25 protein-coding genes are annotated in these 26,002 nt (G+C 74.7%); 9 read left to right on the top strand and 16 right to left on the bottom strand.

Features of this window, described 5'->3' with window-relative positions; all coding sequences use genetic code 11:
- Positions 1–9: 9 nt before the first annotated feature.
- The 11 genes from EV189_RS15775 to EV189_RS15725 all read right to left on the bottom strand — a co-directional run bounded on the left by EV189_RS15775 (position 10) and on the right by EV189_RS15725 (position 10,562).
- Entirely contained in the window at positions 10–1,614 is a 1,605-nt protein-coding gene (locus EV189_RS15775; RefSeq protein ID WP_231116460.1) for an alkaline phosphatase D family protein, read from the bottom strand.
- Positions 1,615–1,680: 66 nt separating this feature from the next.
- Entirely contained in the window at positions 1,681–2,625 is a 945-nt protein-coding gene (locus EV189_RS15770) for a COX15/CtaA family protein (RefSeq protein WP_231116459.1), read from the bottom strand.
- Positions 2,616–3,422, bottom strand: a complete 807-nt coding sequence (locus tag EV189_RS15765) for an ABC transporter permease (RefSeq protein ID WP_130493946.1) — start codon at positions 3,420–3,422, stop codon at positions 2,616–2,618. Before EV189_RS15765 ends, EV189_RS15770 begins: the two co-directional genes overlap by 10 nt.
- Complete coding sequence (locus tag EV189_RS15760) at positions 3,419–4,351, bottom strand: ABC transporter ATP-binding protein (protein WP_130493945.1); 933 nt, start codon at positions 4,349–4,351, stop codon at positions 3,419–3,421. The genes EV189_RS15765 and EV189_RS15760 overlap by 4 nt, the downstream gene beginning before the upstream one ends.
- A 77-nt stretch (positions 4,352–4,428) precedes the next feature.
- Positions 4,429–4,941 carry a flavin reductase family protein gene (locus EV189_RS15755; protein ID WP_130493944.1) on the bottom strand — a complete coding sequence of 171 codons (513 nt, stop codon included), beginning with the start codon at positions 4,939–4,941 and terminating at the stop codon, positions 4,429–4,431.
- On the bottom strand, positions 4,938–5,474 hold the full coding sequence (locus EV189_RS15750; RefSeq protein WP_130493943.1) for an NADPH-dependent FMN reductase: 537 nt from the start codon (positions 5,472–5,474) through the stop codon (positions 4,938–4,940). Before EV189_RS15750 ends, EV189_RS15755 begins: the two co-directional genes overlap by 4 nt.
- Positions 5,471–6,880, bottom strand: coding sequence for an LLM class flavin-dependent oxidoreductase (locus tag EV189_RS15745; RefSeq protein ID WP_130493942.1), 1,410 nt, complete (start codon positions 6,878–6,880; stop codon positions 5,471–5,473). Before EV189_RS15745 ends, EV189_RS15750 begins: the two co-directional genes overlap by 4 nt.
- 11 nt (positions 6,881–6,891) lie before the next feature.
- The gene (locus EV189_RS15740; RefSeq protein ID WP_130493941.1) at positions 6,892–7,755 is read right to left on the bottom strand and encodes an ABC transporter permease; all 864 of its coding nucleotides are present in this window, start codon (positions 7,753–7,755) and stop codon (positions 6,892–6,894) included.
- Positions 7,748–8,584 carry an ABC transporter ATP-binding protein gene (locus EV189_RS15735; protein WP_130493940.1) on the bottom strand — a complete coding sequence of 279 codons (837 nt, stop codon included), beginning with the start codon at positions 8,582–8,584 and terminating at the stop codon, positions 7,748–7,750. Before EV189_RS15735 ends, EV189_RS15740 begins: the two co-directional genes overlap by 8 nt.
- Positions 8,581–9,618, bottom strand: a complete 1,038-nt coding sequence (locus tag EV189_RS15730) for an ABC transporter substrate-binding protein (RefSeq protein WP_130493939.1) — start codon at positions 9,616–9,618, stop codon at positions 8,581–8,583. The genes EV189_RS15735 and EV189_RS15730 overlap by 4 nt, the downstream gene beginning before the upstream one ends.
- A 38-nt stretch (positions 9,619–9,656) precedes the next feature.
- A complete protein-coding gene (locus EV189_RS15725; RefSeq protein WP_231116457.1) occupies positions 9,657–10,562 on the bottom strand; it encodes a TauD/TfdA dioxygenase family protein in 906 nt (301 codons plus the stop codon).
- A gap of 502 nt (positions 10,563–11,064) precedes the next feature.
- Here EV189_RS15725 and EV189_RS15720 point away from each other — a divergent pair.
- From EV189_RS15720 to EV189_RS15685, 8 genes are all read left to right on the top strand, one after another.
- On the top strand, positions 11,065–11,808 hold the full coding sequence (locus EV189_RS15720) for a helix-turn-helix transcriptional regulator (RefSeq protein WP_407938152.1): 744 nt from the start codon (positions 11,065–11,067) through the stop codon (positions 11,806–11,808).
- The gene (gene sufB, locus EV189_RS15715) at positions 11,805–13,217 is read left to right on the top strand and encodes a Fe-S cluster assembly protein SufB (RefSeq protein WP_130493937.1); all 1,413 of its coding nucleotides are present in this window, start codon (positions 11,805–11,807) and stop codon (positions 13,215–13,217) included. The genes EV189_RS15720 and sufB overlap by 4 nt, the downstream gene beginning before the upstream one ends.
- The gene (sufD, locus tag EV189_RS15710) at positions 13,214–14,476 is read left to right on the top strand and encodes a Fe-S cluster assembly protein SufD (protein ID WP_130493936.1); all 1,263 of its coding nucleotides are present in this window, start codon (positions 13,214–13,216) and stop codon (positions 14,474–14,476) included. Before sufB ends, sufD begins: the two co-directional genes overlap by 4 nt.
- Positions 14,473–14,793: a non-heme iron oxygenase ferredoxin subunit gene (locus tag EV189_RS15705; RefSeq protein ID WP_130493935.1), complete on the top strand. Its 321-nt coding sequence runs from the start codon at positions 14,473–14,475 to the stop codon at positions 14,791–14,793. The genes sufD and EV189_RS15705 overlap by 4 nt, the downstream gene beginning before the upstream one ends.
- Positions 14,794–14,861: 68 nt before the next feature.
- The gene (gene sufC, locus EV189_RS15700) at positions 14,862–15,620 is read left to right on the top strand and encodes a Fe-S cluster assembly ATPase SufC (protein WP_130493934.1); all 759 of its coding nucleotides are present in this window, start codon (positions 14,862–14,864) and stop codon (positions 15,618–15,620) included.
- On the top strand, positions 15,617–16,924 hold the full coding sequence (locus EV189_RS15695) for a cysteine desulfurase (protein ID WP_130493933.1): 1,308 nt from the start codon (positions 15,617–15,619) through the stop codon (positions 16,922–16,924). Before sufC ends, EV189_RS15695 begins: the two co-directional genes overlap by 4 nt.
- Positions 16,925–16,946: 22 nt before the next feature.
- On the top strand, positions 16,947–17,420 hold the full coding sequence (gene sufU / locus EV189_RS15690) for a Fe-S cluster assembly sulfur transfer protein SufU (RefSeq protein ID WP_130493932.1): 474 nt from the start codon (positions 16,947–16,949) through the stop codon (positions 17,418–17,420).
- On the top strand, positions 17,417–17,752 hold the full coding sequence (locus tag EV189_RS15685) for a metal-sulfur cluster assembly factor (RefSeq protein WP_130493931.1): 336 nt from the start codon (positions 17,417–17,419) through the stop codon (positions 17,750–17,752). Before sufU ends, EV189_RS15685 begins: the two co-directional genes overlap by 4 nt.
- 13 nt (positions 17,753–17,765) lie before the next feature.
- On the opposite strand, the gene EV189_RS15680 is transcribed toward EV189_RS15685, so the two are convergent.
- From EV189_RS15680 to EV189_RS15660, 5 genes are all read right to left on the bottom strand, one after another.
- Positions 17,766–19,169: a hypothetical protein gene (locus EV189_RS15680; RefSeq protein ID WP_130493930.1), complete on the bottom strand. Its 1,404-nt coding sequence runs from the start codon at positions 19,167–19,169 to the stop codon at positions 17,766–17,768.
- 21 nt (positions 19,170–19,190) lie between these two features.
- Positions 19,191–20,009 carry a DivIVA domain-containing protein gene (locus tag EV189_RS15675; protein ID WP_130493929.1) on the bottom strand — a complete coding sequence of 273 codons (819 nt, stop codon included), beginning with the start codon at positions 20,007–20,009 and terminating at the stop codon, positions 19,191–19,193.
- Entirely contained in the window at positions 20,006–21,169 is a 1,164-nt protein-coding gene (locus EV189_RS15670; RefSeq protein ID WP_130493928.1) for a globin domain-containing protein, read from the bottom strand. The genes EV189_RS15675 and EV189_RS15670 overlap by 4 nt, the downstream gene beginning before the upstream one ends.
- Positions 21,170–21,198: 29 nt before the next feature.
- Positions 21,199–21,570, bottom strand: a complete 372-nt coding sequence (locus EV189_RS15665) for a group I truncated hemoglobin (protein ID WP_130493927.1) — start codon at positions 21,568–21,570, stop codon at positions 21,199–21,201.
- A 301-nt stretch (positions 21,571–21,871) separates the two neighbouring features.
- Entirely contained in the window at positions 21,872–23,128 is a 1,257-nt protein-coding gene (locus EV189_RS15660; protein WP_165400333.1) for a glycosyl hydrolase, read from the bottom strand.
- Positions 23,129–23,243: 115 nt separating this feature from the next.
- Between EV189_RS15660 and EV189_RS20290 the strand changes: the two genes are divergently transcribed.
- On the top strand, positions 23,244–25,967 hold the full coding sequence (locus tag EV189_RS20290) for a substrate-binding and GGDEF domain-containing protein (protein WP_165400332.1): 2,724 nt from the start codon (positions 23,244–23,246) through the stop codon (positions 25,965–25,967).
- Positions 25,968–26,002: the final 35 nt, after the last annotated feature.

Here is a 26,002-nt window from a genome sequence, read left to right as displayed (position 1 = left end):
CGGCGCCGCTCAGGCCGGGACGACGCCGGGCGAGCCGGCCTCCGTCGCGTACGAGGCGCTGGTGGTGACCGGCGCGACCCGGGTGGCGATGGTCGGCACGGTCCGGACGTCGACGCGGCAGCGCTCGGCGGTGATGTCGAGGCGCAGGTAGCCGTGGCGCGACCCGTCGAAGTACTTCACGTGCGGGTTGGCGCCGGGGTTCCAGGCCTTGAGGACCGGGTCGAACGCCGCCGGGAACGACGAGGAGATGCTCGTCGAGCAGAACTCCGTGGCCACGACGGGCGAGGTGGGATCGTCCTGGCGCAGGTGGAGGTCGCTCAGCCAGGTCGAGTGGATGTCGCCGCTCAGCACGACGGGGTTGCGCACCTGCTCGTCGACGAGCGCCTGCAGCAGGCGGGCGCGCTGCGGCTGGTAGCCGTCCCACTGGTCCAGGTTGCGGATGAAGGGCTGGCCGCTCCCGAGGAAGTCGGGGAAGCGGATCGGCGACATCAGCGTCTGCTGGGCCACGACGTCCCAGACGGCGCCGGAGTGGCGGAGGCGCCGCAGCAGCCAGGCCTCCTGCTCGGGGCCGGTCATCGTGCCCGCGGCGTTGCCCCGGCCGTCGGCGTCGGGGCCGAAGTCGCTGGGGTGGCCGCCGGGCTGGTCGGTGCGGTACTGCCGGGTGTCGAGGATGTCGAGCCGGGCGAGGCGGCCGAACTCGAAGCCGCGGTAGATCTTGTAGGAGCCGGCGTCCTTCCGGAGCTTGGGGCGGATCGGCATGTGCTCGTAGTAGGCCTGGTACGCCGCGGCCCGCTGCCGCGCGAACTCCGCCGGGTCCTGGTGCCGAGCGCCCGTGTCGTCGACCTCGTCGACGAGCCCGGCGTAGTTGTTCTCGGTCTCGTGGTCGTCCCACGCGACGATCCACGGGAACGCGAGGTGCGCGGCCTGCAGGGCGGGGTCGGTCTTGTACTGCGCGTGGCGCGCCCGGTAGTCCCCGAGCGTGCGCAGCTGGTCGAGGCCGAGGACGTCCGGAGTGGTGTGCCGGCGGTCCGGGAACGCGCTCGCCGGGTCGTACTCGTAGATGTAGTCGCCGACGTGGAGGACGACGTCGAGGTCCTCCTGCGCGAGGCCGGTGAAGGTCGGCCAGTAGCCGTTCTGCCAGTCCTGGCAGTTCACGACCGCCCAGCGCGTGGCGGCGGGGAGACTGCCGAGCGCGGGCGCGGTGCGGGTGCGGCCAGCCGGGCTGACGTGCCCGCCGACGCGGAACCGGTAGTGGTAGTCGGTGCCGGGCTGCAGGCCGCCGACGTCGACGTGCACGCTGTGCGCGAGGTCGCGGTGCGCCCACGCGGTGCCGCGCTGCACCACCTGGCCGAAGGCCTCGTCTCGGGCCACCTCCCACTCGACCTCGACGCTGCGGGGGGCGTACGGCGTGGCCGCGGTGGGGTCGGGTGCCACCAGCCGGGTCCAGAGGATGACGGACTGGGGGAGCGGGTCACCGCTCGCCACGCCCAGGCCGAACGGGTCGTGGGCGGGCACGTCCGCGTGGGCGGTGCGGACGTCGCGGGCGACGAGGGCGCCGGCGAGCCCGGCGGTCGCGGCGACGAGGACGGTGCGGCGGGGGATCGCGTCGGTCACGCGGGCATCCCAGCGCGGCCTGGTGAACGCCGGGCGGCGCCGAGGAGAGCGCCGGCGGTCGGGGAGCTAGCGGGCGGCCAGCGCGTCGGCCACCGGGCGCGGGGCCGCCGGCACCAGCTGCGGCTTGCGCTCGCGGGTCGTGAGCAGCAGGTGGGTGGCGGCCGCGACGAGGAGCGCGGCGCCGAGCATGTGCAGGGCGACCGCGAGGGCGGGCAGGCCGGTGAAGTACTGGACGAAGCCGATGGCGCCCTGCACGAGCTCGAGGCCGAGGAGCAGGCCGGCGGCCCGCCGCACGGCGGGCGGCACCGCCAGGGCGGCGCAGACGACGACGAGCGCGAGCGTGACCCCCACGAGGAGGAACACCACGTCGGCGTGGAGCTGCGCCATGCGGTCGGGGTCCAGACCGGTCCGGTGCGCCTCCGCGTCACCGGCGTGCGGCCCGCTCCCGGTGACGACGGCGCCGAGGTAGCAGGTCGCCAGCACCAGCGCGAGCACGCCGCGGACCAGCTGCTGCAGGGGACCGGGCAGCAGGGCCCGGGGCCGCCGCCCGGGCTGCGGCCCCGTGCGGTCGACGAGGAGGACCGAGCCGGCGACGAGCAGCAGCGAGCACATGAGGTGGAGCAGGACCACCCACGGGTTGAGCCTCGTCAGCACCGTGATGCCACCGAGCACGGCCTGCGCCGGGATGCCGAGGAACAGCGCGAGCGCGAGCAGCCGGGCGTCGCGCCGGCGCGGCCGGACGGCCACCGCCGTGACGAGCGTCGCCACCGCGACGACCGCGAGCACGAAGGTCAGCATGCGGTTGCCGAACTCGATCACGCCGTGGGCGCCGAGCGCGCTGCGCGTGACGTACGAGGTCGAGTCGCAGCGCGGCCAGGTCGGGCAGCCGAGCCCGCTGCCGGTGAGCCGGACCGCCCCGCCGGTGAGGACGAGCAGCACGTTGGTCGCGAGCGAGGCCAGGGCGAGCCGGTGCACGAGGGCCCAGGACGGACGGCGGAGGGCTACTCCCACCGGAACCACCGCCCGGCGAGCGCGCCGGCCCCCGCGGCCCACGCCCCCAGCGTCAGCAGGTCGCGCCAGGGCACGACCCGCCCGTGCTCGAGCACGTCGCGCAGCCCCTCCGCCAGCGCCGCGAGGGGGAGCAGCCGCACCGCGTCAGCGGCGCCCGAGGGGTAGTCCGACAGCGGGACCACGACGCCGCCGGCGAGGAGGAGCAGCACCCAGACGAGGTTGGCCGCGGCGAGCGTCGCCTCGGCGCGCAGCGTCCCGGCCAGCAGCAGCGCGAGGGCCGTGAAGGCCGCCGTACCGACGACCAGCAGGGCCAGCACCGAGAGGGGGTCGCCGTGGGGGTGCCAGCCCAGGGCCAGCCCGAGGCCGCCCAGGACGACGAGCTGCAGCGCCTCGACCGCGAGCACGGCCAGGGTCTTGCCGCCGAGCAGGCCCCAGCGCGGCAGCGGGGTCGAGCCGAGCCGCTTGAGCACGCCGTAGCGCCGCTCGAAGCCGGTGGCGATCGCCTGCCCGGTGAACGCGATGGACATCGCCGCCAGCGCGAGCACGCCGGGCGTGACGGCGTCGACCCGCCGGACGCCTGCGGCGAGGTCCACGACGTGCACCTCGGAGCCGACGGCGAGCAGCAGCGCGGGGATGACGAGGGCGAGGAGCACCTGCTCGCCGTTGCGCAGCAGCAGCGCGAGCTCCAGCCGGCCCTGCGCGAGCAGCATGCGGCCGGCGGGGGCGCGACCCGGTGCCGGGCTGAGGTCGAGCACCTCGGCCGCCGCGGTCGGGGCGGGGACGTCGAGCGCCGTCATCCGCGCAGCTCCCGCCCGGTGAGCTCGAGGAAGACGTCCTCGAGGGTGCGCCGCGAGACCGTGAGCCCCTCCGGCATGACCCCGCGCGCCTCGCACCAGCGCGCGACCGAGACGAGCACCGACGGGGTCAGCGGCCCCTCGACGCGGTACGTGCCGGCCGGCCGCTCCTCGCAGGCGAGCCCGCTGCCGAGCACGCGGCGCAGGTCGTCGAGCGGGAGGCCGGCGGGCGCGGTGAACGACAGCCGCGTCTGCGCGCCGCCGGCGGTGAGGCCGGCCGGGCTGCCCGAGGCGACGACGCGCCCGGCGTCGATGACGACGACCTCGTCGGCGAGCCGCTCGGCCTCGTCGATGAGGTGCGTCGTGAGCACGACGGTGACCCCGGAGCGGCGCAGCTCCAGCACGAGGTCGCCGATGACCGCCCGGGCCTGCGGGTCGAGCCCGGCGCTCGGCTCGTCGAGGAAGACGAGCTCGGGGCGCCCGATGAGGGCGAGGGCGAGCGAGAGGCGCTGCTGCTGTCCGCCCGACAGCCGCTTGTACGGCGTGCGCAGCGAGCTGCCGAGCCCGAGCCGCTCGACGAGCAGCCCGGGGGGCAGCGGGTCGGCGTGCAGCGCGGCCGCGTGGCGCAGCGCCTCCATCGGGCGGACGGCGTTGGGGATGCCGCCGCCCTGCAGCATGACGCCGACCTTGGGACGCAGCGCGGTGGCGTCGCGGACGGGGTCGAGGCCCAGGACCCGGACCGTACCGGCGTCGGGGGAGCGGTAGCCCTCGCACGTCTCGATCGTCGTCGTCTTCCCCGCGCCGTTGGGGCCGAGCACGGCCGTCACCGACCCGCGCTCCACGCGCAGGGTGAGCCCGTCGACCGCGGTGCGACGGCCGTAGCGCTTGACGAGGTCGACGACCTCGACGGCGGCGTACGGCATGGCCTCCATGGTAGGTGCGCGCGAGGGGGCCGCCCGCCGGAGCGGGCGGCCCGCGCGCGTCGTGCGCGTCACACCGGCGGGGCTGCTCATACCGCCCGGCGGAACGCACCCCCGTGCCACACGAGCGGCTCGTGCCCGTCGTCCAGGCCGTCGGCGAGCGCCGCGTCGAGGACCTCGGCGATGACGAGCGTGCTGTCGCCCGCCGCCACCCGCTCGACGACCCGGCCGAGCAGCCACCCGCCCGACGTCCTCAGGAGGGGTACGCCGTGGTCGCCCTCGCGCCACTCCACCCCGGCGAAGCGGTCGGCGCCCGACGTCGCGAACACCGTGGCGGTGCTGCGGTCGCGCTCGCCGAGCAGGTGCACCCCGACGTGCCGGGCGTCCTGCAGGGCGGGCCAGCTCGACGCCGTGCGCGAGACGTTGAAGCTCACGAGCGGCGGGTCGAGCGAGACGGACGCGAGCGAGCTCGCGGTGAAGCCGACGGGGCCGGCGGCGCCGGGGAGCGTGACGATGCTGACGCCGGCGGCGTAGCGGCGGAAGAAGCCGCGCAGCGCCGCCGACGGTGCGCTGAGCACGCGAGGGGGGAGCAGGGCGCTCACGCGGGCACGCCCTCGGTCACCAGCGGCCGCAGGCTCGGCACCAGCCGCTCGGCCCACGCGCGTCCTGCGGCCTCCGGGTCGGCGAGCTCGGCGTCGAGGACCGTGACCGCCGCCGTCGGCGTGGTCGCGCCGAGCTCGTGCAGCAGCGGGCGCAGGTGCACCTCGGCCGCGAGCGTGTGGCCGGGGGCGCCGAGCGTGAGGACCGGGACCGCGAGCATGCCCGCGAGGGCAGCCGGGGGCAGCAGGTCGACGAACGCCTTGAGCAGGCCGGTGTAGCTCGCCTTGTACGTCGGCGTCGCGATGACCGCGACCCGTGCGCTGCGCAGGGCGGCGAGCGGCTCGGCCAGCGCCGCGCCCGCGTCGGCCCCGAAGGGCGCGGGCAGGGTCGCGAGCTCGAGGTGCTGCGCGGCTCCCGGCAGCCGCAGCGCCTCCTGCAGGGCGTCACCGAGCGCGACGGCCAGCCGAGTGGTGCGGCTGCCCGGCCGCGGGTTGCCCGAGACCGTGACGACGCCGGGCCGTCCCGGGGCGCTCACGCGCTCACCGGCGCAGGGACGCGCCGGCCCGCGAAGCCGCCCTCGGAGGGCGCGGAGTCCAGCGTCGTGGACGGGGCCACGGCGTACTGGCTCTCGGGGCGGGGGAGGCCGAAGCGGTCGCGGAGCGTCGCCCCCTCGTACTCGCGCCGGAAGAGCCCGCGCTCCTGCAGGATCGGCACGACCGTGTCGACGAACGCCTCGAGCAGCGAGGGCTGCAGCGGCGGCATGACGTTGAAGCCGTCGGCGGCACCGTCCTCGAACCAGTGCTGCAGCGTGTCGGCCACCTGCTCCGGCGTCCCCGTGAAGGTCCGGTGGCCGCGCCCGCCGCCGAGCCGGGCGATGACCTGGCGGACCGTGAGCCCTTCGCGGCGGCCGAGGTCGCGGACGAGCGTGAAGCGGCTCTTGTTGCCGTTGATCTCGGACTCGTCGGGCAGGTCGAGGTCGGAGACCGCGACGTCGAGGTGGTCGTGCGTGAGCGGCACGGTGAGCATCCCGGAGAGCTGCGCCAGGCCGTAGTCCCAGACGAGGAGCTCCTCGAGCTCGGCCTCGAGGCGCTTGGCCTCGGCCTCGGTGCTGCCGAGGACCGGCACGATCCCGGGGAGCACCTTGAGCAGCCGGGGGTCGCGGCCGTGGCGGACGGCGCGGGCCTTGATGTCGCTGTAGAAGTCCTGCGCCTCCCCGAGCGTCTGCCAGGCGGTGAAGATGGCCTCGGCGTACTGCGCGGCGAACTCCTTGCCGTCCTCCGAGGACCCCGCCTGCACGAGGACCGGGCGCCCCTGCGGTGAGCGCGGCGTGGTCAGCGGACCGCGTACGGAGTAGAACTCGCCGCGGTGCGCGACCTCGTGGATCTTCGCGGTCTCGGCGTAGAGCCCGGTCGACTTGTCGATGACGAGGGCGTCGTCCTCCCACGAGTCCCAGAGCTTCTGCGTCAGCTCGACGAACTCCGCGGCGCGGCGGTAGCGCTCGCCGTGGTCGTAGTGCTTGTCCAGGTTGTAGTTCTGCGCCTCCGCCTCGGTCCCCGAGGTGACGATGTTCCAGCCGGCGCGGCCGCCCGAGAGGTGGTCGAGCGTCGCGAAGGCGCGCGCCACGGTGAAGGGTGCGTGGAACGACGTGGAGACCGTCGCGATGAGGCCGATGTGCTCGGTGTGCGTGGCGACGGCGTTGAGGATCGCCAGCGGGTCGAGCCCGCCCTGCGTGTTGTGCCGGACGTTGCCGCGCACGGCGACACCGTCGGCGAAGAAGATCGAGTCGAGCTTGCCGCGCTCGGCGATCTGCGCGAGCTCGATGAAGTGGCGGGCCGAGTGGGCTCGCTCCGGGCGCGAGACCTCGTGGCGCCAGGCCGCCTCGTGGTGGCCGGTGTTCATGAGGAAGGCGTTGAGGTGCAGGTGACGGGACACGTCGGTCACTCCGGTTCGGGCTAGCGGCGGAAGTCGTCGCGCCAGCGCGAGGCGCGGCGCTCGAGGCGGACCAGGGCGGCGTTGATGAGGACGCCGAGCAGCGCGATGGTGATGATCCCGGCGTACATGTTCGGGATCTCGAAGTTCTGCTGGGTGCGGATGATGTCGTAGCCGAGCCCGGCCTTGGCCCCGCCCATCTCGGCCGCGAGCAGGACCAGGATCGAGGAGGCTCCGGCCATCCGGACGCCTGTGAAGATCGAGGGCACCGCGGCCGGCAGCACGACCTTGCGGAACAGCTGCAGCGACGAGAAGCCCAGCGAGCGCGCGGACTTCACGAGCAGGGGGTCGACCTCGCCGACACCGCTGATCGTGTTGAGCAGCACGGGGAACAGGCACGCGTAGAAGACGATCGCGATCTTGGACGTCTCGCCGATACCGAGGAACAGCGTGAACACCGGCAGCAGCGCGAGCGCCGCAGTGTTGCGCCAGAGCTCGAGCAGCGGCAGCAGGAAGTGGCGTACGGGCCGGTACCACGCGATGAGCAGGCCGAGCGGGACACCGATCCCCACGGCGATGACGAAGCCGGCGAGCGAGCGCTTCAAGCTGGCCGAGGTGTTGCTCCACAGCATGCCGTTGCGCGCGAGGTGCCACCAGGCGTCGACGTCGTCGGAGAACGGCGGGAAGAGGGCCCGGTCGGCCAGCCCGACGCGCGGGACGATCTCCCACACCGCGAGGAAGATGACGATCGCCGAACTCCTGAGCAGCAGGGTACGGGCCGCCCGGACCGCTCCACCGGCTCGCGGGCGACGTCGCTCGACGGCGGTGGGGACGGCGGCCGCGGGGGCGGCGACAGCCTGCTGGGCAGGGGCGAGGGTGCTAGCCAACGGGGACGACCTCCTTGGGGGGTGAGGGGACCGCGGTGCCCTCGGCGGCCTGCGCCTGGCGCACCTCGTCCTGCAGCAGGCGCCACACCTCGTGGCGCAGCCGGACGAACTCCGGGTCGGAGCGCACGTCCTCGCCGCGCCGGCGGGCGAGCGGCAGCGGGATGTCGACGACCTGCTTGATGCGCCCGGGGCGCGAGGTCATGACGGCCACGCGCTGGCCGAGCAGCACGGCCTCGTCGATGCCGTGCGTGATGAACACGACCGTCTTGCCGGTCTGCTCCCAGATCCGCAGCAGCTCGAGCTGGAGGTTCTCGCGGGTCTGCGCGTCGAGCGCCGCGAACGGCTCGTCCATCAGCAGCACGTCGGGGTCGAACGCGAGGCTGCGGGCGATCGCCACGCGCTGGCGCATCCCGCCCGACAGCTGGTGCGGGTAGCGGTCCTCGAAGCCCCGCAGTCCCACCAGGTCGAGGAACTCGCGGGCGAGCGCTGCGCGCTTGCGCCGCGGCACGGACTTCGCCTCGAGCCCGAACTCGACGTTGGACTGCGCAGTGCGCCAGGGCAGCAGGGCGTACTGCTGGAACACGAGGCCGCGGTCCAGCCCCGGCCCCGTGACGGGCCGGCCGTCCACGAGGACCTGGCCGCTGGTCGGTCCGCTCAGTCCGCCCAGGAGGTCGAGCAGTGTGGACTTCCCGCAGCCGCTCGGGCCCACGAGGGCGAGGAACTCCCCGGGCGCGACGTCGAAGGAGACGTCCTGCAGGGCGGTGAAGGTGCCCCCGCCGGGGGGCCGGAACTCCTTGGTCACGGAGTCCAGGCGGATCGCAGCGGTCATGAGGCGCTCCCGGACGCGTACGGGTTGAACTCGTTGGTGTAGAGCGACTTCACGTCGAGGTCGGCTTTCTTGACCGACCCGGTCTGCTCGAGCCAGTCGCCCCAGCGGGTGAAGTCGCTGTCCTGGATGACGCCGCCCTTGGTCGCGACACCGGCGCTCGTCCAGTACTTGAGGCTGCTCGTCGTCTCGTTGCGCTTGCGGCCCTCGATGATCTTCGTGTACTCGGCGATCACCTGGTCGTGCGGCGTGCTCTTCGTCCACTCGATGGCCTTCGCGACACCGGCGGTGAACGCCTTCACCGCGGCCGGGTGCTTCGCGATGAAGTCCTTGCGGAAGATGTACGTGCCGGCGCTGAAGTCACCGAAGTACTGCGAGTCGCTGAAGACCGCGCGGACTCCGCCCTTGGCCAGCGTCTGCTCGCGGAACTGGCCGGTGAGCGCGGCGACGTCGATCTGGTGCGCGCGCAGCGCCTGGTCGGTGTTCGGCGGGGGCAGCGGGACGAGCTGGACGGACTTCACCTGGTCCCAGGTCAGGCCGTTCTTCAGCAGGTAGGTGTCGAGCACCGCCTCGTTGTGGCCGCCGAGGGTGTTGACGCCCACCTTCTTGCCGACGAGGTCCTTCGCCGTGCGGATCTTGCTGCTGTCCAGCACGTAGAACCCGTTGTAGGCGCCCTTGTCGGAGCCGTAGTAGGCGATGACGGCCTTCACCGGGCTGCCCGAGCGGATGAGCTTCGCCACCGCGCCGTCGAAGGCCCCGCCGAAGTCCACCTGTCCAGCGGCGGCGGCCCCGATGTCCTGCGGACCGGAGATCGTGTTCCCGACGTACTTCAGCTTGACGCCCTTGAGGTAGCCGAGGGCCTCGGCGAGCTCGGGGAGGGTGACCTGGTTGGCCCAGCCCTGGTAGCGGAGCTCGACGGTGCTGTCGCTGCCGCTCGAGCTGGCGGAGGCCTTCTGCTCGCCCGAGCCGCAGGCGGTCGTGGCGCCGAGCACCAGGGCCAGCGAGGCGACGAGCGGGAGGAGGGTCTTCGTGCGCATGGCGTCCTTCTGCGGGTGTCGTGCGTGCGGGGGAGGGGTCAGGCGGAGTAGTGCGACGCGTCGCCGCGCAGGCCCGTGCTCGGGCGGCCGTCGACGCCGACCGGCAGGTCGCCGGCCACCGTGACGCGCTGCAGGCGGCGCTCGACGTCGCCGTAGTCGTTGACGGCGTAGTGCTGGGTGGCGCGGTTGTCCCAGACGGCCACGTCGCCCGGGCGCCACGACCAGCGGACGAGGTTCTCCGGGCGCGTGACGTGGCCCTGCAGCAGCTCGATGAGCCGGGCGGAGTCCCGCGCACCGAGGCCGACGAGCGTGCGGGCGAAGCCGCCGAGCAGCAGCGTCCGCTCACCGGTCTCCGGATGGACGCGCACGACGGGGTGCTCGGTCTCGAAGACCTGCGCGACGAACTGCTCGAAGTGCCGGTGCGCGGCCGTGCCCTGCGCGGGCACCGGGCGGCCGTAGTCGTGGGCGTTGGTGTGCACGGCGCGCAGCTCGTCGGCGAGCACCTGCAGGGGGCGGGGGAGGCGCTCGTACGCGCGGGTGGTGTTGGCCCACACCGTGTCCCCGCCGGTGAGCGGCAGCGTCACCGCGCGCAGCACGGAGAAGGCCGGCGGCCGCGGCACGAACGTCACGTCGGTGTGCCAGGCGTCCGCGCGCCCGGCGTCGCTGTCGATCGGGAGGACGTGGCCGCTCCCGTCGCCCGCGGGCACGGTCGGGTGGGCGGTCGTGAGCGGCCCGAGCAGCCGGGCGAAGCCGAGCTGGCCCTCGGTGTCGAGGGCGCCCTGCCCGCGGAAGAACAGCACCTTGCGGGCGACGAGCAGGCGGCGCAGGTGCGCGACGGTGCCCTCGTCGAGGTGCGGGCCGAGCTGGACGCCGCTCACCTCGGTGCCGGTGTCGACGGTGAGGTCGCGGGCGACGAGGGAGGAGGCGGGGATGACGACGGTCACGGGAGCTCCAGGGGCGTGGTGGCGCGCGGGCAGGAGGGCTCCCCGCGCGGGGCGGGCAGCGGGCCGCGCGGGGGCGGCAGGCGGGCGGACTGCGCTGGGGGCGCTGCGGGCGCTGGGGGCGCTGCGGGCGCGGCAGCGCCGGGGCTACTGCTGGTGACAGGCACAGCGCGAGCGGGCGCGACAGTGCGTGCCCGGGGGGACCGGCGAGGAGGCGAGGCGGTGGCGCTGGAGCACGGCGGCACGCAGCACGGCAGGACGGAGCGTCCCGTGCGCAGCGGCGGTCATGTCCAGGGCCTTCCAGCAGGGCTCGTGCGGTCGTGGAGCACTCGACCACTCGTCACTCAGCGTGGTCAAGCGCCGCGAGACGCCCCGTCCGGATGCTGAGACATGTGGCACGCCGCCCGAGGACGCCGCCGGGTTAGGGTCGCCTTCCGTGACGCGGCCCACGGGAGCCGCGCTGGGCGCGGGAAGCGAATTAGCGCACACTGGTGTTGTGCAATCCGTGGGGACCTCGCCGAGCACCTCAGCCGCGCCGACGCGCGGTGCTGCCGGCGCGCCCCCGGACGGCCCGTCCGTCGACGCGCGCACGCGCGACCGCGTCGCCCGGGCGATCTCCGAGTCCGGCCCCTCCACCGCGGCCGCGCTCGCCGAGCAGCTCTCCCTCACGCCCGCCGCGGTCCGCCGCCACCTCGACGCCCTCGTCGCCCTCGGCCACGTCGAGGCGCGCGAGGACCGGGGGGTCGGCGGCCCGCGCCGCAGGGGGCGCCCGGCTCGCGCCTTCGCCCTCACCGGTGCCGGGCACGCGGCGCTCGCCAGCGCGTACGACGACCTCGCGGTCTCCGCCCTGCGCTTCCTCGCCGCCGAGGGCGGCCGCCAGGCGGTGTCCGCGTTCGCCCGCGCCCGCGTCGAGGAGCTCGAGGCCCGCTACGCCCCTCGCGTCCAGGCGGCGGGCGAGGAGCCCGGCGCCCGGCTCGACGCCCTCGCGACCGCGCTCGCCGCCGACGGCTACGCCGCCAGCGTCCGCACGGGGCCCGCGGGCGGGCTGCAGCTCTGCCAGGGCCACTGCCCCGTGCAGAGCGTGGCGGCGGAGTTCCCCGAGCTCTGCGACGCCGAGGCCGACTCCTTCTCCCGGCTGGTGGGCGCGCCCGCCCGCCGGCTCTCGACCCTCGCCCACGGCGAGCACGTCTGCACGACCCACGTGACCACCAGCACGACCCGCACCACCGACGGAGGGACGTCCCGATGACGCAGACCGCACATCCCGAGCTCGATGGGCTGGGCCGCTACGAGTACGGGTGGGCCGACTCCGACGCGGCCGGCGCGGTCGCCAAGCGCGGGCTCTCCGAGGAGGTCGTCCGCGACATCTCCGCGCGCAAGGGCGAGCCCGAGTGGATGCTCGACATGCGGCTCAAGGGCCTGCGCCTCTTCCACAAGAAGCCCATGCCGACCTGGGGCTCCGACCTCTCCGGCATCGACTTCGACAACATCAAGTACTTCGTCAAGTCGACGGAGAAGCAGGCCGCGTCGTGGGAGGACCTCCCCGACGACATCAAGAGCACCTACGACCGGCTGGGCATCCCCGAGGCCGAGAAGCAGCGCCTGGTCGCCGGCGTCGCCGCGCAGTACGAGTCCGAGGTCGTCTACCACAAGATCCGCGAGGACCTCGAGGAGCAGGGCGTCATCTTCCTCGACACCGACAGCGGCCTGCGCGAGCACCCCGAGCTGTTCAAGGAGTACTTCGGCACGGTCATCCCGACCGGCGACAACAAGTTCTCCGCGCTCAACACCGCGGTGTGGTCGGGCGGGTCGTTCATCTACGTGCCGAAGGGCGTGCACGTGGAGATCCCGCTGCAGGCCTACTTCCGCATCAACACCGAGAACATGGGCCAGTTCGAGCGGACGCTGATCATCGCCGACGAGGACTCCTACGTCCACTACGTCGAGGGCTGCACCGCCCCGATCTACAGCAGCGACAGCCTGCACTCCGCGGTGGTCGAGATCGTCGTGAAGAAGGGCGCCCGCGTCCGCTACACCACGATCCAGAACTGGTCGGCGAACGTCTACAACCTCGTCACCAAGCGGGCCGTGGCCCACGAGGGCGCGACGATGGAGTGGATCGACGGCAACCTCGGCTCCAAGGTCACCATGAAGTACCCCGCCGTCTGGCTGGTCGGCGAGCACGCCAAGGGCGAGACGCTCTCGATCGCCTTCGCCGGCGAGGGCCAGCACCAGGACGCGGGCTCGAAGATGGTGCACGCCGCCCCGCACACGTCGTCCTCGATCGTGAGCAAGTCGGTGGCGCGCGGCGGAGGCCGCACGTCGTACCGCGGCCTCGTGCAGGTCCTCGAGGGGGCGCACTCCTCGAGGAGCACGGTGCGCTGCGACGCGCTGCTGGTCGACACGATCAGCCGCTCCGACACGTACCCGTACGTCGACGTGCGCGAGGACGACGTCTCGATGGGCCACGAGGCCACGGTCTCGAAGGTCAGCGAGGACCAGCTGTTCTACCTGATGTCGCGCGGCATGACCGAGGAGGAGGCCATGGCGATGATCGTGCGCGGGTTCATCGAGCCCATCGCGCGCGAGCTCCCCATGGAGTACGCCCTCGAGCTGAACCGCCTGATCGAGCTGCAGATGGAGGGCGCGGTCGGATGACCGAGTCGGTCACGGATCTCCTCGCCGCCGGTGCGGGGGTGCCCTCGGGCGCCTCCGCCGGCGGTCCCCTGGCGGTCAAGGAGCACGCCCACGGGCCCGGTGCGCCGAAGGTCGACACCCGGTCGCGGGCGACCGAGAAGCGCTCCTTCGACCCGGACGACTTCGGCGTGCCCACCGGCCGTGAGGAGGACTGGCGGTTCACCCCGCTCGAGCCCCTCACCGCGCTGCTCGCGGGCGAGGAGGCCGGCACCCCGCTCGCGCTCGACGCGGACCTCCCGGAGGGCGTCACCGTCCGCGCCCTCGCGGACGGCGACCCGCTGCTCGGCGACGTGCCCGTGCCGGTGGACCGCGTCGCCGCGCTCGCCGGTCGCCGCGCGGGCGGCGCCACGCTCGTGGCCGTGCCGCAGGAGGCCCGGCCGGCCGAGCCCGTCGTGCTGCGGCTGCGCGGCGCCGACCAGCTGGCGTGGGGCCACCTCGTCGTCCAGGTCGGGGCGTTCGCGAAGGCCACCGTCGTGCTCGAGCACAGCGGCCGCGCGCGCTACGCGGGGTTGGTCTCCGTGCTCGTCGGTGACGGCGCCGAGGTCGAGCTCGTCTCGGTGCAGGGCTGGGACGCCGGCTCGGTGCACGCCGTTCACCAGGGCGTGCGGCTCGGGCGCGATGCCAAGCTCTCCTCGACGCAGGTCACCCTCGGCGGTGACCTCGTCCGCGTCGTCGAGACCGTCGAGTACTCCGGCCCCGGTGGCGACGCCGAGCTCCGCGGCATCTCGTTCGCCGACGCCGGCCAGCACCTGGAGCACCGGCTCTTCGTCGACCACGCCCACCCGCACTGCCGTTCCCGCGTGACCTACAAGAGCGCGCTGCAGGGCGAGTCCGCGCACACGGTCTGGGTCGGCGACGTGCTGATCCGCGCGGCCGCGGAGGGCACCGACACGTACGAGCTCAACCGCAACCTCGTGCTCACCGACGGCGCCCGCGCTGACAGCGTCCCCAACCTCGAGATCGAGACCGGCGAGATCGCCGGCGCCGGCCACGCCAGCGCGACCGGCCGCTTCGACGACGAGCAGCTGTTCTACCTGCAGGCGCGCGGGATCCCGGAGGACGAGGCGCGCCGCCTCGTCGTGCTCGGCTTCTTCGTCGACGTGCTGCAGCGCATCTCGGTGCCGGCGCTGCGCGAGCGGCTGCTCGACGCCATCGTCGCCGAGCTCGAGGGCGGCCGGGCAGTGGCGTCCACCGGGGCGGCAGTGGCGGCCGGCGCGTGACCGCGGTGCGCGTGACCTCGCTCGCGGAGCTGCCGCTCGGCTCGGTCCGGGCGTTCGTCGTCGGCGGCTCGCCCGTCGTGCTCGCGCACGTCGAGGAGGGCGTCCTCGCCCTGCAGGACCGCTGCTCGCACGGCGCCGTCAAGCTCTCCGAGGGCGAGCTCGACGGCTGCACGCTCGAGTGCTGGCTGCACGGCTCGCGCTTCGACCTGCGCACCGGCAAGCCGTCCGGGCCGCCCGCCGTGCAGGCGGTCGCGACCTACGCCGTCCGCGTCGAGGGCGACGACGTCCTCGTCGACCTCGCCACGCCCGCCAGCTGACCCGTACCCCCGACGTCCCCACGACCAGCAGGGCTGCTCCGTCCAGCAGCCACCAGGAGGAGCAGCGCATGTCCACCCTCGAGATCCGCGACCTGCAGGTCACGGTCGACACCGAGGCCGGCCCCAAGCAGATCCTGCGCGGCGTCGACCTCACGGTGAGCTCCGGCGAGACCCACGCGATCATGGGCCCCAACGGCTCCGGGAAGTCCACCCTGGCGTACTCCATCGCCGGGCACCCGAAGTACACCGTCACCGGCGGCACGGTGACGCTCGACGGCGAGGACGTCCTCGCGATGAGCGTCGACGAGCGCGCCCGGGCCGGGCTCTTCCTCGCGATGCAGTACCCCGTCGAGGTCCCGGGCGTCTCGGTCAGCAACTTCCTGCGCACCGCGGCCACCGCGGTGCGCGGCCAGGCGCCCGCGCTGCGGACCTGGGTCAAGGAGGTCCGCGGGGCGATGGACCAGCTCGAGATCGACCAGTCGTTCGCCGAGCGCAACGTCAACGAGGGCTTCTCCGGCGGCGAGAAGAAGCGCCACGAGATCCTCCAGCTCGAGCTGCTCAAGCCGAAGATCGCGGTGCTCGACGAGACCGACTCCGGCCTCGACGTCGACGCGCTGCGCATCGTCTCCGAGGGCGTCAACCGGGTGCGCGCCGGCGGCGAGGTGGGCGTGCTGCTCATCACGCACTACACGCGGATCCTGCGCTACATCGAGCCCGACTTCGTGCACGTCTTCGTCGACGGCCGGGTCGCCGAGGAGGGCGGCAAGGAGCTCGCGGACCGGCTCGAGGCGGAGGGCTACGAGCGCTACGTGAAGAAGGCGTCGTGACAGCCGCGGCGGAGGTCGGCAGCGCCCGGCACGAGCCCGTGGTGGCGCTCGACTCGGAGGCGGTGCGCGCGGACTTCCCCGTGCTGTCGCGCACCGTGCACGACGGCAAGCCGCTGGTCTACCTCGACTCCGCCGCGACCTCGCAGAAGCCCGTGCAGGTGCTCGACGCCGTCGACGCGTACTACCGCCGGTCGAACGCCAACGTCCACCGCGGCGTGCACGCGCTCGCGGAGGAGGCGACGGCGCTCTACGAGGGCGCCCGCGACAGCGTCGCGGCGTTCATCGGCGCGGCCTCGCGCCGCGAGGTGGTCTTCGCGAAGAACTCCACGGAGGTGCTCAACCTCGTCGCCAACGCGGTCGCCTGGGGCGGCCCGTGGCGCGTCGGGCCCGGTGACGAGGTCCTCGTCACCGAGATGGAGCACCATTCGAACCTCGTGCCGTGGCAGCTGCTCTGCGAGCGGACGGGCGCGACCCTGCGCTGGCTCGGCATCACGGACGAGGGCCGGCTCGACCTCTCCGACCTCGACGAGCTGCTCACCGAGCGCACGAAGGTCGTCTCGCTGGTGCACGTGTCGAACATCCTCGGCACGGTCAACCCGGTCGCCGAGGTGGCCCGGCGGGCGAAGGAGCGCTCGGGCGCCCTCGTCGTCGTCGACGCCTCGCAGGCGGTGCCGCAGCTGCCGTACGACGTCCAGCAGCTCGCCGCCGCCGGCGTCGACCTCGTCGCGTTCACCGGTCACAAGATGCTCGCGCCCACCGGCATCGGCGTGCTGTGGGGCCGGGAGGCCGTCCTCGAGGCGCTGCCGCCCTTCCTCGGCGGCGGCGAGATGATCGAGACGGTGAAGATGGCCGGCTCGACCTACGCGCAGCTGCCGCACAAGTTCGAGGCCGGCACCCCGCCGATCGCGCAGGCGGTCGGGCTCGGTGCCGCGGTCGACTACCTCACCGGGCTCGGCATGGCCTCGGTCGCGGCGCACGAGCAGCGGATCACGGCGTACGCGCTGGACCGGCTGTCGCAGGTCGCCGGGCTGAGCATCATCGGGCCGGCGTCGCCGGTGGAGCGCGGGGGAGCGGTCTCCTTCGTGCTCGAGGGCGCCCACGGTCCGGTGCACAGCCACGACATCGGCCAGGTGCTCGACGCCGAAGGCGTGGCGGTCCGCGTCGGCAACCACTGCGCGCGTCCGGTCTGCGACCGCTTCGGCGTCCCGTCGACCGCCCGCGCGAGCTTCTACGTCTACACGACCGAGGGCGACGTCGACGCGCTCGTCGACGGGCTGGCGGTCGTGCGGCGGTGGTTCGCATGAGCACCCAGCACCGGAGGTGCGCATGAGCGTCGAGGCGCTCTACCAGGACGTGATCCTCGACCACTACCGCAACCCGCGGCACGCGGGGCTGCGCGAGCCGTTCACGACCGAGGCTCACCACGTCAACCCGACGTGCGGTGACGAGGTGACGCTGCGGGTGCGCCTCTCGGCGGACGGTGCCACGGTCGAGGACGTGTCGTACTCCGGCGAGGGCTGCTCGATCAGCCAGGCGTCGACCTCCGTGCTCAGCGAGCTGGTCGTCGGCCAGCCGGTGGAGGAGGGCCTGCGCGCGCTGGACGCGTTCCAGGCGATGCTGGCGCGGGAGGCGGAGCCGGACGAGGAGCTGCTGGGCGACGGCATCGCCTTCGTCGGCGTCGCGCGGTTCCCGGCGCGGGTGAAGTGCGCGCTGCTGGGGTGGATGGCGTGGAAGGACGCGACCGCGCGCGCGGTCGCGGGCACGGGCACGGGCACGACGAGCGTGGAGGACGGCAGATGAGCGAGACGGCCGAGAAGCCGCTGGGCAGCGTGGACGAGATCGAGGAGGCGATGAAGGACGTCGTCGACCCCGAGCTCGGGATCAACGTCGTCGACCTCGGGCTGGTCTACGGCATCACCGTCGACGACCGCAGCCGGGTCGCGGTGCTCGACATGACGCTGACCTCCGCGGCCTGCCCGCTGACCGACGTCATCGAGGACCAGACCCGCTCGGCGCTCGACGACCTCGTCGACGACGTCAAGATCAACTGGGTCTGGATGCCGCCGTGGGGTCCGGACAAGATCACCGACGACGGTCGCGAGCAGCTGCGCGCCCTCGGGTTCAACGTCTGAGCCGACCGGCTCGCTAGCGGGCGGCCGAGCCGGCCGCCGCGGTGATGCTGCTCGCCAGCTGGCGCCCCAGGGAGAGCAGCTCCAGGGCGTCGGCGCCGCCGCTCGCGCGCGCCGCTGCCGTGTCGCCGGTGGCCCACTGGGCGGCCTCCTGCAGGAGCAGCCGGTCGTGCGCCTCCACCGACGGCACGACGGTCGCCGGCGCGAGGCGCCCCCCTGTCGCCGTCGCGAGGACGCGCCCGACCTCGGCGGCCGAGGCCGCGAGCGCCGAGGCCGCCACGTCCTGCGCGCCGCCCGTGGGGCCGGCGGTGACGTACGCGACCGCGGCGTCGGCCTGGTCGCTCCACGCGCTCGCGAAGCCCCGTCCTGCGGTCGCGCCGAGGCGCGAGCCCACCGCCGCCCCGAGGTCCGCGGCGCTGGCGGAGAGGGCGGTCCGCGCCGCCGCCGCGTCCGGACCGCTCGCGGCGGAGGCCTGCATGGCGTCGCTGAGCAGCGCCGCGTGCACGACGAGCCGCTGCTGGAGCCGCAGCCGCAGCTCGAGCGCGGGGGACGCGGGCGACCCCGGCACCCGGGACGCGGCGCGGGCGGCCGCGGCCACCTGCCGCGCGAGCGCGGCCGCGGACTCCAGTCCCCGCTGCTCCTGCTCGTACGCCGAGCCGTAGTGGCCGTCCGCCCACGCCGTACCCCAGCCGCGGACGGCCCCGTCGTACGCGGTGAGCGCCTGGGCGGCCGCGGGCTGGAGCCGGCCGTCCGTCGCCAGGCCGAGCAGCCGCCCCGCCTCCCGCGCCGCGTCCCCGGTCGCCGCTGCCGCGGCCTCCGCCGTGGCGGTGTCGCCCCCCGCGAGGGCCAGCGCCTCGCGCACGGCGGCCGGCGCCGCGGCGGCCCACAGCTGGACGAGGGACGCGGCGTCGCCGGCGGGGAGCACGCCGGCGACGTCGCGCTGGACCGCCGCCGTGACCCCGGCGAGGGCCTGCGTCGCCGCCGCCGCCGCATCGGGGTCGCGTCCGAGCCGGGCCTCCACGAGCCGGTCGGTGAGCACCAGCCGCTGGGTGAGGTCGAGCTGGAGCGCGCTGCGCAGCGCGGCGGCATCGGCGGGCGCCGGACCGGGGGCCGGGCCGGGCGCGGCGGGCGTGGCAGGAGCGGCGGAGGCGGCCGGCGGGGCGGCGGAGACCACGGCAGGGCGCGCCGCCGGCCGGCCGTGCTCGCGCCGCAGCAGCGGGACCGCGACCGCCGCGACCGCGGCCAGGACGACCAGGACGACCACGGGCACCGCGATGGCGAGGGCGCGCAGCCCCGGGCGCCGGCGCGGCCCGGACGGGAACAGGTGCTCCGGGTAGCGCTGGTCGAGCACCCGCGGACGGGGGAGCAGCCCGCCGTCGCCCGCGTGCTGCGCCTGCTGGCGCCCCTCCTCGGTGGCCATGCCGCTGCCCCGGTGCCGGGCCTAGCGCCCGGTCCGGGCGTGCGGCTCGCCGTCGAGCTCGATCGTCCGGCCTCCGTCACCGGCGGGAGCGCCCGCCAGCGGGTCCCCCACCGGTAGCAGGGCGCTCCCGACGGGGCCGCCGCCGGGAGTGCGCGCCGCCATGCTCCCGAGGACCTCCGGGTGCGCCCGGCCCCACTCGTCCTCGACGTCGTGGAGCAGCGCCTCGAGGTACGCGCGCAGCTGCGTGCGGCAGGCGCGCCCGAACGCCTGGAGGTACGCGACCTGCTGCTCGAGCTCCTGGCGCGCGGCGGCGGACGTGGCGCCGGAGCCCGGCGGCAGAGCGGCCGGAGCCTGCTGCCCGCCCAGGACCCGTGCCCCGGCCCCCTCGGCCGTGCCCCCCGCGTCACCGGCGATCCGCTCGGCGTCGTCGAGGATCTGCTGGGCGCGGGCCCGGGCCTCGTCGATCATCCGCTCGCAGGCCACCCGCGTCTCCACGCTGAGCCGCTTGGCGTAGAGCTCGGCCTCGGCGACGTACTGGTCGGCGGTCTGCTGCGCAGCTGAGAGGACCCGCACCGCCTGCGCGGAGGCCTCCGCCCCGCCCCCGTCCCCGTCGCTGCCGGCGAGGCGGCGCCGCAGCCGGTCGGCCTCGTCGCGCAGCTCGCCCTTCTCGCCCACCAGGCGGAAGAGCTCGTGCTCGACGCGCTCGAGGAAGATGTCGACCTCGATCTCGTCGTAGCCGTGCCGCCCGATGCCCGCGCGCGAGAAGAGCACGTTGCGGACGTCCGAGGGCGTGATGCGGCCGGTGCGGAACCCGCCGGCCTCCGGGTCCGTGGTCGTCATGCCGGGTCCCCTGTGGTGGTCGGAGTCGTCGTCGGAGCGGGTCGGCTCGGCAGGAACACCTCGCTGCGGATCCGATGGCGCGGCACGTGCGCGTCCACGAGCCGGGCGACGGTGGAGCCCACCATCTCGCTGGAGCCGCAGACGTACCCGTCCCGGCCGGGCCAGGGACCCCGCCGCACGACCACGTCGGTCACGTGGCCCTCCTCGACCCCCGTGCGGTCCTCGAGCGGGTCGGGCCGGGTGGCGGCGAGCACGACCGAGAGCCAGCCGTGCTCCTGCTGGAGCCGCTGCAGGTCGTCCAGGTCGTAGAACTCCCGTCCGCTGCCCACGCCGAGGAAGAGGTCCACGCGGCGAGGGACGGCGGAGCCGGCGATCTGCTCGATCATCGCCTTGAGCGGCGCGAAGCCGGTGCCGCTGCCCACCAGCAGCAGGTCGCGCTCGGAGTCCGGGTCGAGGGTCATGGTGCCGAGCGGCGGGCCCAGCCGGACGACGTCGCCGGCCTCGAGGTGCCGGACGAGGGCGAGGCTGACCGGGCCGCCGTCCATCGCCTGGACGTGGAGGTCGAGCGTGCCGTCCTCGCGCGGCGCGTTGGCGATGGAGTAGGTCCGCCAGAGCCGTGGTCGGCGCTCGGTCTCGAGCGTGAGCGCCTGCCCGGGGGAGAAGGGGTACGGCTCCCGGGGGCGCAGCCGCACCACGGCGATCTCGGGCGTGCGGAGCTCGTGGGCGACGACGTCGGCGTCCCAGCTGGCGGGTGCGTCAGCGGCGGCGTCCGCCGCACCGGACATCACCCCCGCCACCAGTCCGTACGCCGCGGTCCAGTCGGCCTCGACCTCCGGCGTCCAGTCCGGGCCGGCGAAGTGCGCGAGCGTGGCGAGCAGGCTCGCGCCGACCGCGGGGTAGTGCGCGGTCTGCGTGCCGAACTTGCGGTGGTCGCGGCCGAGCTGCTGCAGGTAGGGCACCAGCGCCTCGGAGTCGTCGACCTTGGTGACGATGTGCCCGAGCGCGCCGAACAGCCGGTCGCGCTGCTGGGCCATCGAGACCGGGAACATCGCCCGGGTCTCGGGGTGCGACAGGAACAGGTGCGAGTAGAACCAGAGCGGCACCTCGTCCCCGTGCGCGGCGACCGCCTCGAAGCTCTTCCTCATCCGGACGATGTCCACGGCTCCCCCTCCTGGCCGGGACCGGGCCGTCAGCCCGGGAGCCCGGCCGGGTCGCCGACCACGTCGCCCCGGTGCGCTCCCAGCACGGCCGCGATCTGGGCGATCGTGGAGTCCGCGACCCCCATGTCGGTGAGGGTGCCCGCGAGGTGCTCGACGACCCGGTCGAAGTCGGCGTCGCTGATGTGCAGGCCCGCGTGGGCCTCGGCGAGGCTGCGCCCGTCGTAGGTCACCGGGCCCCCGGTCACCTGGGAGATGAGCTTGGCCTGGTGGGCGCGCAGGCGCCCCATGTCGACGCCCTGGAAGTACCCCGCCAGCTGCGGGTCCAGCGTGACGCGCCGGTAGAACTCGTCCACTGCGGCAGCGATGCCCTTGTCCTGCTGCAGCTCGTCGTAGATGGACATCGTCGTCCCCTCGTCGCCGGTCCGGGGCCAGACCCCGTCGTCACCCGTTCGAGCGAGACTGTAGGGAAGGCGGAGCGGTCGTGGAGGGACTTTCTGCGCAATCGGGGAGAACCACTGTCAGTCGCCTCAACCCTACGCAGCGTACACGTGCCGTGGAGGGACGACTCCCACCGCACGGATCGCTTGCGCTGCAGCACGTCCTGCCGCGCAGACGCAGAGGAGCCCCTGCCACGCAGCAGTTCCGCCCGAGGGAGAGCGGAGGACATGCTGCGGAGCAGGGGCTCCTCGGCATGCGCTGGTGTCAGCGCACGGTGGTCCGGATCATGACGGGGACGCCGCTGACCTGCACGCGACTCCCGCGCCGCGCGCTCCGCCACGTCCCGTCGAGCGCGTTGACCGACACCGTGCCGGCCGGGGCACGCATCCCGAAGGCGCGGCCGGGGTTCCACACGACCTTCCCCCAGGAGCCGGGGTAGCGCAGAAGGCAGGTGTACGTCCCCGCGCGGTCGCGCGTGCACCCGTAGCCCTTCGCCCCGACCATCCAGTCCTCGACCGTGCGGTACGCCTCGCCGGCCACCGTCGCCTCGCCGCCCTTGCTGAGCGAGATGCTCAGCGGGCCGGAGGTGTCCCACCCGTACCAGTAGACGCGGCTGACCCCGTTGGCGGCGCTCAGCAGGTAGGTCCGGGCGACGTACGCCGCCCCGCTCGCGCTGGAGAAGTGCCGCGCCGGCGCACCGCCGACCCCCGCCCCGTAGTTGATCTCAGTGTCCCAGACCGGCTTGCTGACCTTGGCCTTCGCCAGTGCGGCGCGGGCCTTCGCGAGCAGGGTCATCGAGCCCTCCGGCCCGCTCGTCGGGAGCGGGTAGAGGTGCAGCGAGACCACGTCGACGTAGCGCGCGCCGCCCGCGGCGAGCCACTGCTGCATCCACGGGATGTTCGTGCGCAGCCGGGTCGCGAACGACGGGCTGGAGACGATGGCCCGCTTGTCGTAGTGCTTGACGAGCCGCTGCGCCTCCTGCGTCAGCTGCACCATCTGCTTCGGGGTGCCGGTGAAGAAGGTCTGCACGTTCGGCTCGTTCCAGACCTGGTACGCCGCGATGCGCCCGCGGTAGCGGTGCGCGACCGCCGCGACGTACTCGCGCCAGTAGGTGATGCTCCTCGGCATCGCCGCGGCGCCGAGGCCGTTGGTGCTGATCTGCGAGGGGCGCGACGAGGCCCACCGCGGCGTCTGCCCGAGCACGAGCAGCACCGAGGCGTGGTGGGCGCGGGCGGTGGCGACCGCGTGGTCCAGCGCGGTCCAGTCGAACCGGCCGCGCGAGGGCTCGACGTCCGCCCACCGCGTGCCGGTGTCCCAGAGGCGGACCGTGCCGGGCTCCGCGTCGGGCCAGCTCGCGCTCGCGATGCCGGTCTGGTGCAGGCCGAACAGCGCCCGGCTGATCGTCGCGGGCGCGGCGGCGGCCGGTGGCGCGGGGGCCAGCGCGGCGAGGACGGCGAGCAGGGCGCCGGTGACGGCGGTGTGGAGGACGGACCGGGACAGGTGGGGCGTACGGCATCTCACACATGGAGGAGAGGCGGACCCCTGCGCGCGGTTCAGTCCTCCCTTCGGGGGACTCTGGTGCCCTGGGCCACAGCCCAGGGGTCAGATCGCCGTCCGAGCGGCCGATGGACGACCCGTGGCGAGAGGGACCATCGGCGTACTGGCGCCCCTGCTCGGGGGGTTCTACTACGGCGGGCTGCTCCGGGGGATCGCGACGGCTGCGGCCGCCGCGGACCTCGACGTGCTCGCCATCCAGACCCTCCCGGCCGGCCGCACGCACGCGGAGTACGCCGCGCCCCCGGAGTTCGACCTCGGGCTCGCCGCCGACCACATCCTCGGCTACGTCTGCGTGGCCCAGGGCATCCCGCTCGCCCAGGAGCAGGTGCTGCGCCGCGCCGGGCGCCCCGTCGTCCAGATCTCCGGCGACGCCGACCCCACGGCCTGCCGGGTGGTGCCGGACAACGCGAGCGGGGTGCGCGAGGCCGTGCTCCACCTGCTCGAGCACGGGCACCGGCGCATCGGCTGGCTGGGCAACCTCGTCCAGCCGGACCTGCGGGCCCGGCACCAGGCCTACGTCGACATGCTGCGCGAGAACGGCATCGAGCCCGAGGAGGACTGGCTCCTCCACGCGCCGGACAACCTGGCGCCCGGTGGCCGCGCCGTCGCCCAGCGGCTCGTCGCGGAGGGCCGGCTCGGCGGGCACGACGACCTCACGGCACTGCTCTGCGGCACCGACCTCAACGCCTTCGGGCTGCTCGACGAGCTCGCGCTGCACGGCGTCGAGGTGCCGCGCGACCTCGCGGTCGTCGGCTTCGACGACGTCGCCGACGCGGGCAAGCGCACGCCGTCGCTCGCGTCGGTGAGCCTCGAGTTCGACGCGCTCGGCCAGGCCGCAGCCGAGCTGCTGCTGGCCCAGGCCGAGGGGCGCGGCGCCGCCGGCACCCGCGCGGTCCCCACGCGGCTGGTGCCGCGCGAGTCCTGCGGCTGCGCCTCGCCGGGGCAGCTGAGCGAGTCGCGCCCGGACCCGCTCGCCGTTCCCCTCGCTGCCCCCCAGGCGCCGCAGGACGTGCTCGAGGAGGTCCTGCTGCGGCTCGTCGGCGGCCTGCCGGGCCAGCGCCCGCTCGCCCGGCGCGCCGCGCTGCTGGCGCACACCGCCATCAGCACCGCGGGCCAGGGGCGCGACGGGCGCACCCCGGAGCTGCTCGACGCGTTCGGCGAGCTGCTGCTGCGCAGCCGCGACCAGGAGTGCACCGGTGAGCTCGTCCTGGCGGCGCGCGCGCACGCGACCAGGCTCGGCCTGCCCGGTCCCGCGGGGGGAGCGCAGCTCGACGTCCTCGCCACCGCCCTGTGGCGCGCCCTCGCGCGCGCCGGGCGGCAGCAGGCCCACCGCGACTTCCACCAGGTCCGCGAGCTGCTCACCAGCCAGTACGCCGTCAGCGGGGACCTGCTGCAGAGCGGCGTCGTCGAGCCGCGGAGCCTGTCGTGGCTCGGTCGCACGCCCGCGCAGGCCGGGTGCTTCGCGGTGACCACCGACCGCGCCCGGGAGGGGCTCTCGGTCGTGGGCGCGGCCGCGGCGGCGCCCGACCTCCTCGTGGAGGGCGTCTACCTCGCCGACCGCGGGACACCGGGGCAGGCGCCGGGCACCCCGGCGCCCCGCGCCACCTTCCCGCCGCGCGACCTGCTCGACCGGGCGGACACGCACGAGGGCGTCCTCGTCTTCGTCGTGCCGGTGCCGGTCCCTGAGGGCCGCACGGCGTACCTCGCGATCACCGGGCGCATCGAGACCCAGGTGACGACGGGGCAGGAGTCCGTCAACCAGTGGGGGGCGCTGCTCTCGGTCGCCCTGCAGCACGAGCAGACGCTGCAGCGGCTCCGCGCGTCCGAGGAGCGGTACGCCGTGGCCGCCGAGGCCGCGAACGACGGCCTGTGGGACTGGGACGTCGAGGCCGGGACGATGTACGTCTCCTCCCGCTGGGGCGCGCTGCTCGGCGACGAGGCGGCCGGGGAGGTCGTGACCCCCGGGCACTGGCTGCGGCGGGTGCACCCCGACGACCGCCCGCGCGTGGACGCGGCCGTGAGCGCGGCGCTCGACGTCGACTGCGGCGTGCTCGAGGTCGAGCACCGGCTGCGCACCGGCGGGGACCACTGGCGGCGCATGCTCGCGCGCGCCCTGCGCGTCGACGACGGCCGCAGCGGGCGGGTCCGCCTCGTCGGCTCGCTCACCGACATCGAGGAGCGCAAGCTGCTCGAGGACCGGCTGCGGCGCGACGCGCTCTACGACTCCCTCACCGGGCTCGGCAACCGCATCCTCTTCCTCGACCGGCTCACGGCCGCGGTGCGCGAGCAGCCGACGAGCGCGCTGCTCTTCCTCGACCTCGACGGGTTCAAGCCGGTCAACGACCGGCTCGGGCACGCGGCGGGCGACCGCCTCCTCGTCGAGGTCGCCGGCCGGATCTCGGCGCAGCTGCGCTCGGTCGACGTGGCGGCGCGCCTCGGCGGCGACGAGTTCGCGGTCCTGCTCACCGGCGGTGACGGCACCCCGCGCGCCGCGCAGCACGTGGCGGCCCGGCTCATCGCCGCCATCGCCGCCCCCGTCGACGTGGACGGGACGCAGGTCAGCGTGACGGCCAGCATCGGGATCGTGGGCTCGCTCACGGCGTACGGGGAGCGCTCCGCGGAGGACGGTGCCGACGCAGCCGTCCGGGACGCCGACGCCGCGATGTACGCTGCGAAGGCGAGCGGGAAGTCCCGCGCGGTCACCGCGGCTGCCCCCACGGGCGCCGCGCCGGGTCGGGCGGCAGCGCTGTCGACCGGCCGCGCAGGCGCGGCCCTCCAGCAGGGCCGCTCAGGCGCGGCGTAGCCACCGCACCGCTCGCCGCCCGCCCGCCGTCCGCG

Source organism: Motilibacter rhizosphaerae (genome assembly GCF_004216915.1).
Lineage (GTDB): Bacteria > Actinomycetota > Actinomycetes > Motilibacterales > Motilibacteraceae > Motilibacter > Motilibacter rhizosphaerae.
The sequence above is the reverse complement of the archived record's forward strand: the minus strand, read 5'-3'. Positions and strand labels throughout refer to the sequence as shown.

Bases quoted from the DNA above. Each gene is read 5' to 3' on its own strand.
- EV189_RS15665 (WP_130493927.1), bottom strand. From the start codon at position 21,570: ATGTCCATCTACGACGAGCTGCAGCAGGACAAGGGCATCGCTGCCGCA.
- EV189_RS15760 (WP_130493945.1), bottom strand. From the start codon at position 4,351: ATGGAGGCCATGCCGTACGCCGCCGTCGAGGTCGTCGACCTCGTCAAG.
- sufB (WP_130493937.1), top strand. From the start codon at position 11,805: ATGACGCAGACCGCACATCCCGAGCTCGATGGGCTGGGCCGCTACGAG.
- EV189_RS15680 (WP_130493930.1), bottom strand. From the start codon at position 19,169: ATGGCCACCGAGGAGGGGCGCCAGCAGGCGCAGCACGCGGGCGACGGC.
- sufC (WP_130493934.1), top strand. From the start codon at position 14,862: ATGTCCACCCTCGAGATCCGCGACCTGCAGGTCACGGTCGACACCGAG.
- EV189_RS15675 (WP_130493929.1), bottom strand. From the start codon at position 20,009: ATGACGACCACGGACCCGGAGGCCGGCGGGTTCCGCACCGGCCGCATC.
- sufD (WP_130493936.1), top strand. From the start codon at position 13,214: ATGACCGAGTCGGTCACGGATCTCCTCGCCGCCGGTGCGGGGGTGCCC.
- EV189_RS15685 (WP_130493931.1), top strand. From the start codon at position 17,417: ATGAGCGAGACGGCCGAGAAGCCGCTGGGCAGCGTGGACGAGATCGAG.
- EV189_RS15735 (WP_130493940.1), bottom strand. From the start codon at position 8,584: ATGACCGCTGCGATCCGCCTGGACTCCGTGACCAAGGAGTTCCGGCCC.
- EV189_RS15765 (WP_130493946.1), bottom strand. From the start codon at position 3,422: ATGACGGCGCTCGACGTCCCCGCCCCGACCGCGGCGGCCGAGGTGCTC.
- sufU (WP_130493932.1), top strand. From the start codon at position 16,947: ATGAGCGTCGAGGCGCTCTACCAGGACGTGATCCTCGACCACTACCGC.
- EV189_RS15730 (WP_130493939.1), bottom strand. From the start codon at position 9,618: ATGCGCACGAAGACCCTCCTCCCGCTCGTCGCCTCGCTGGCCCTGGTG.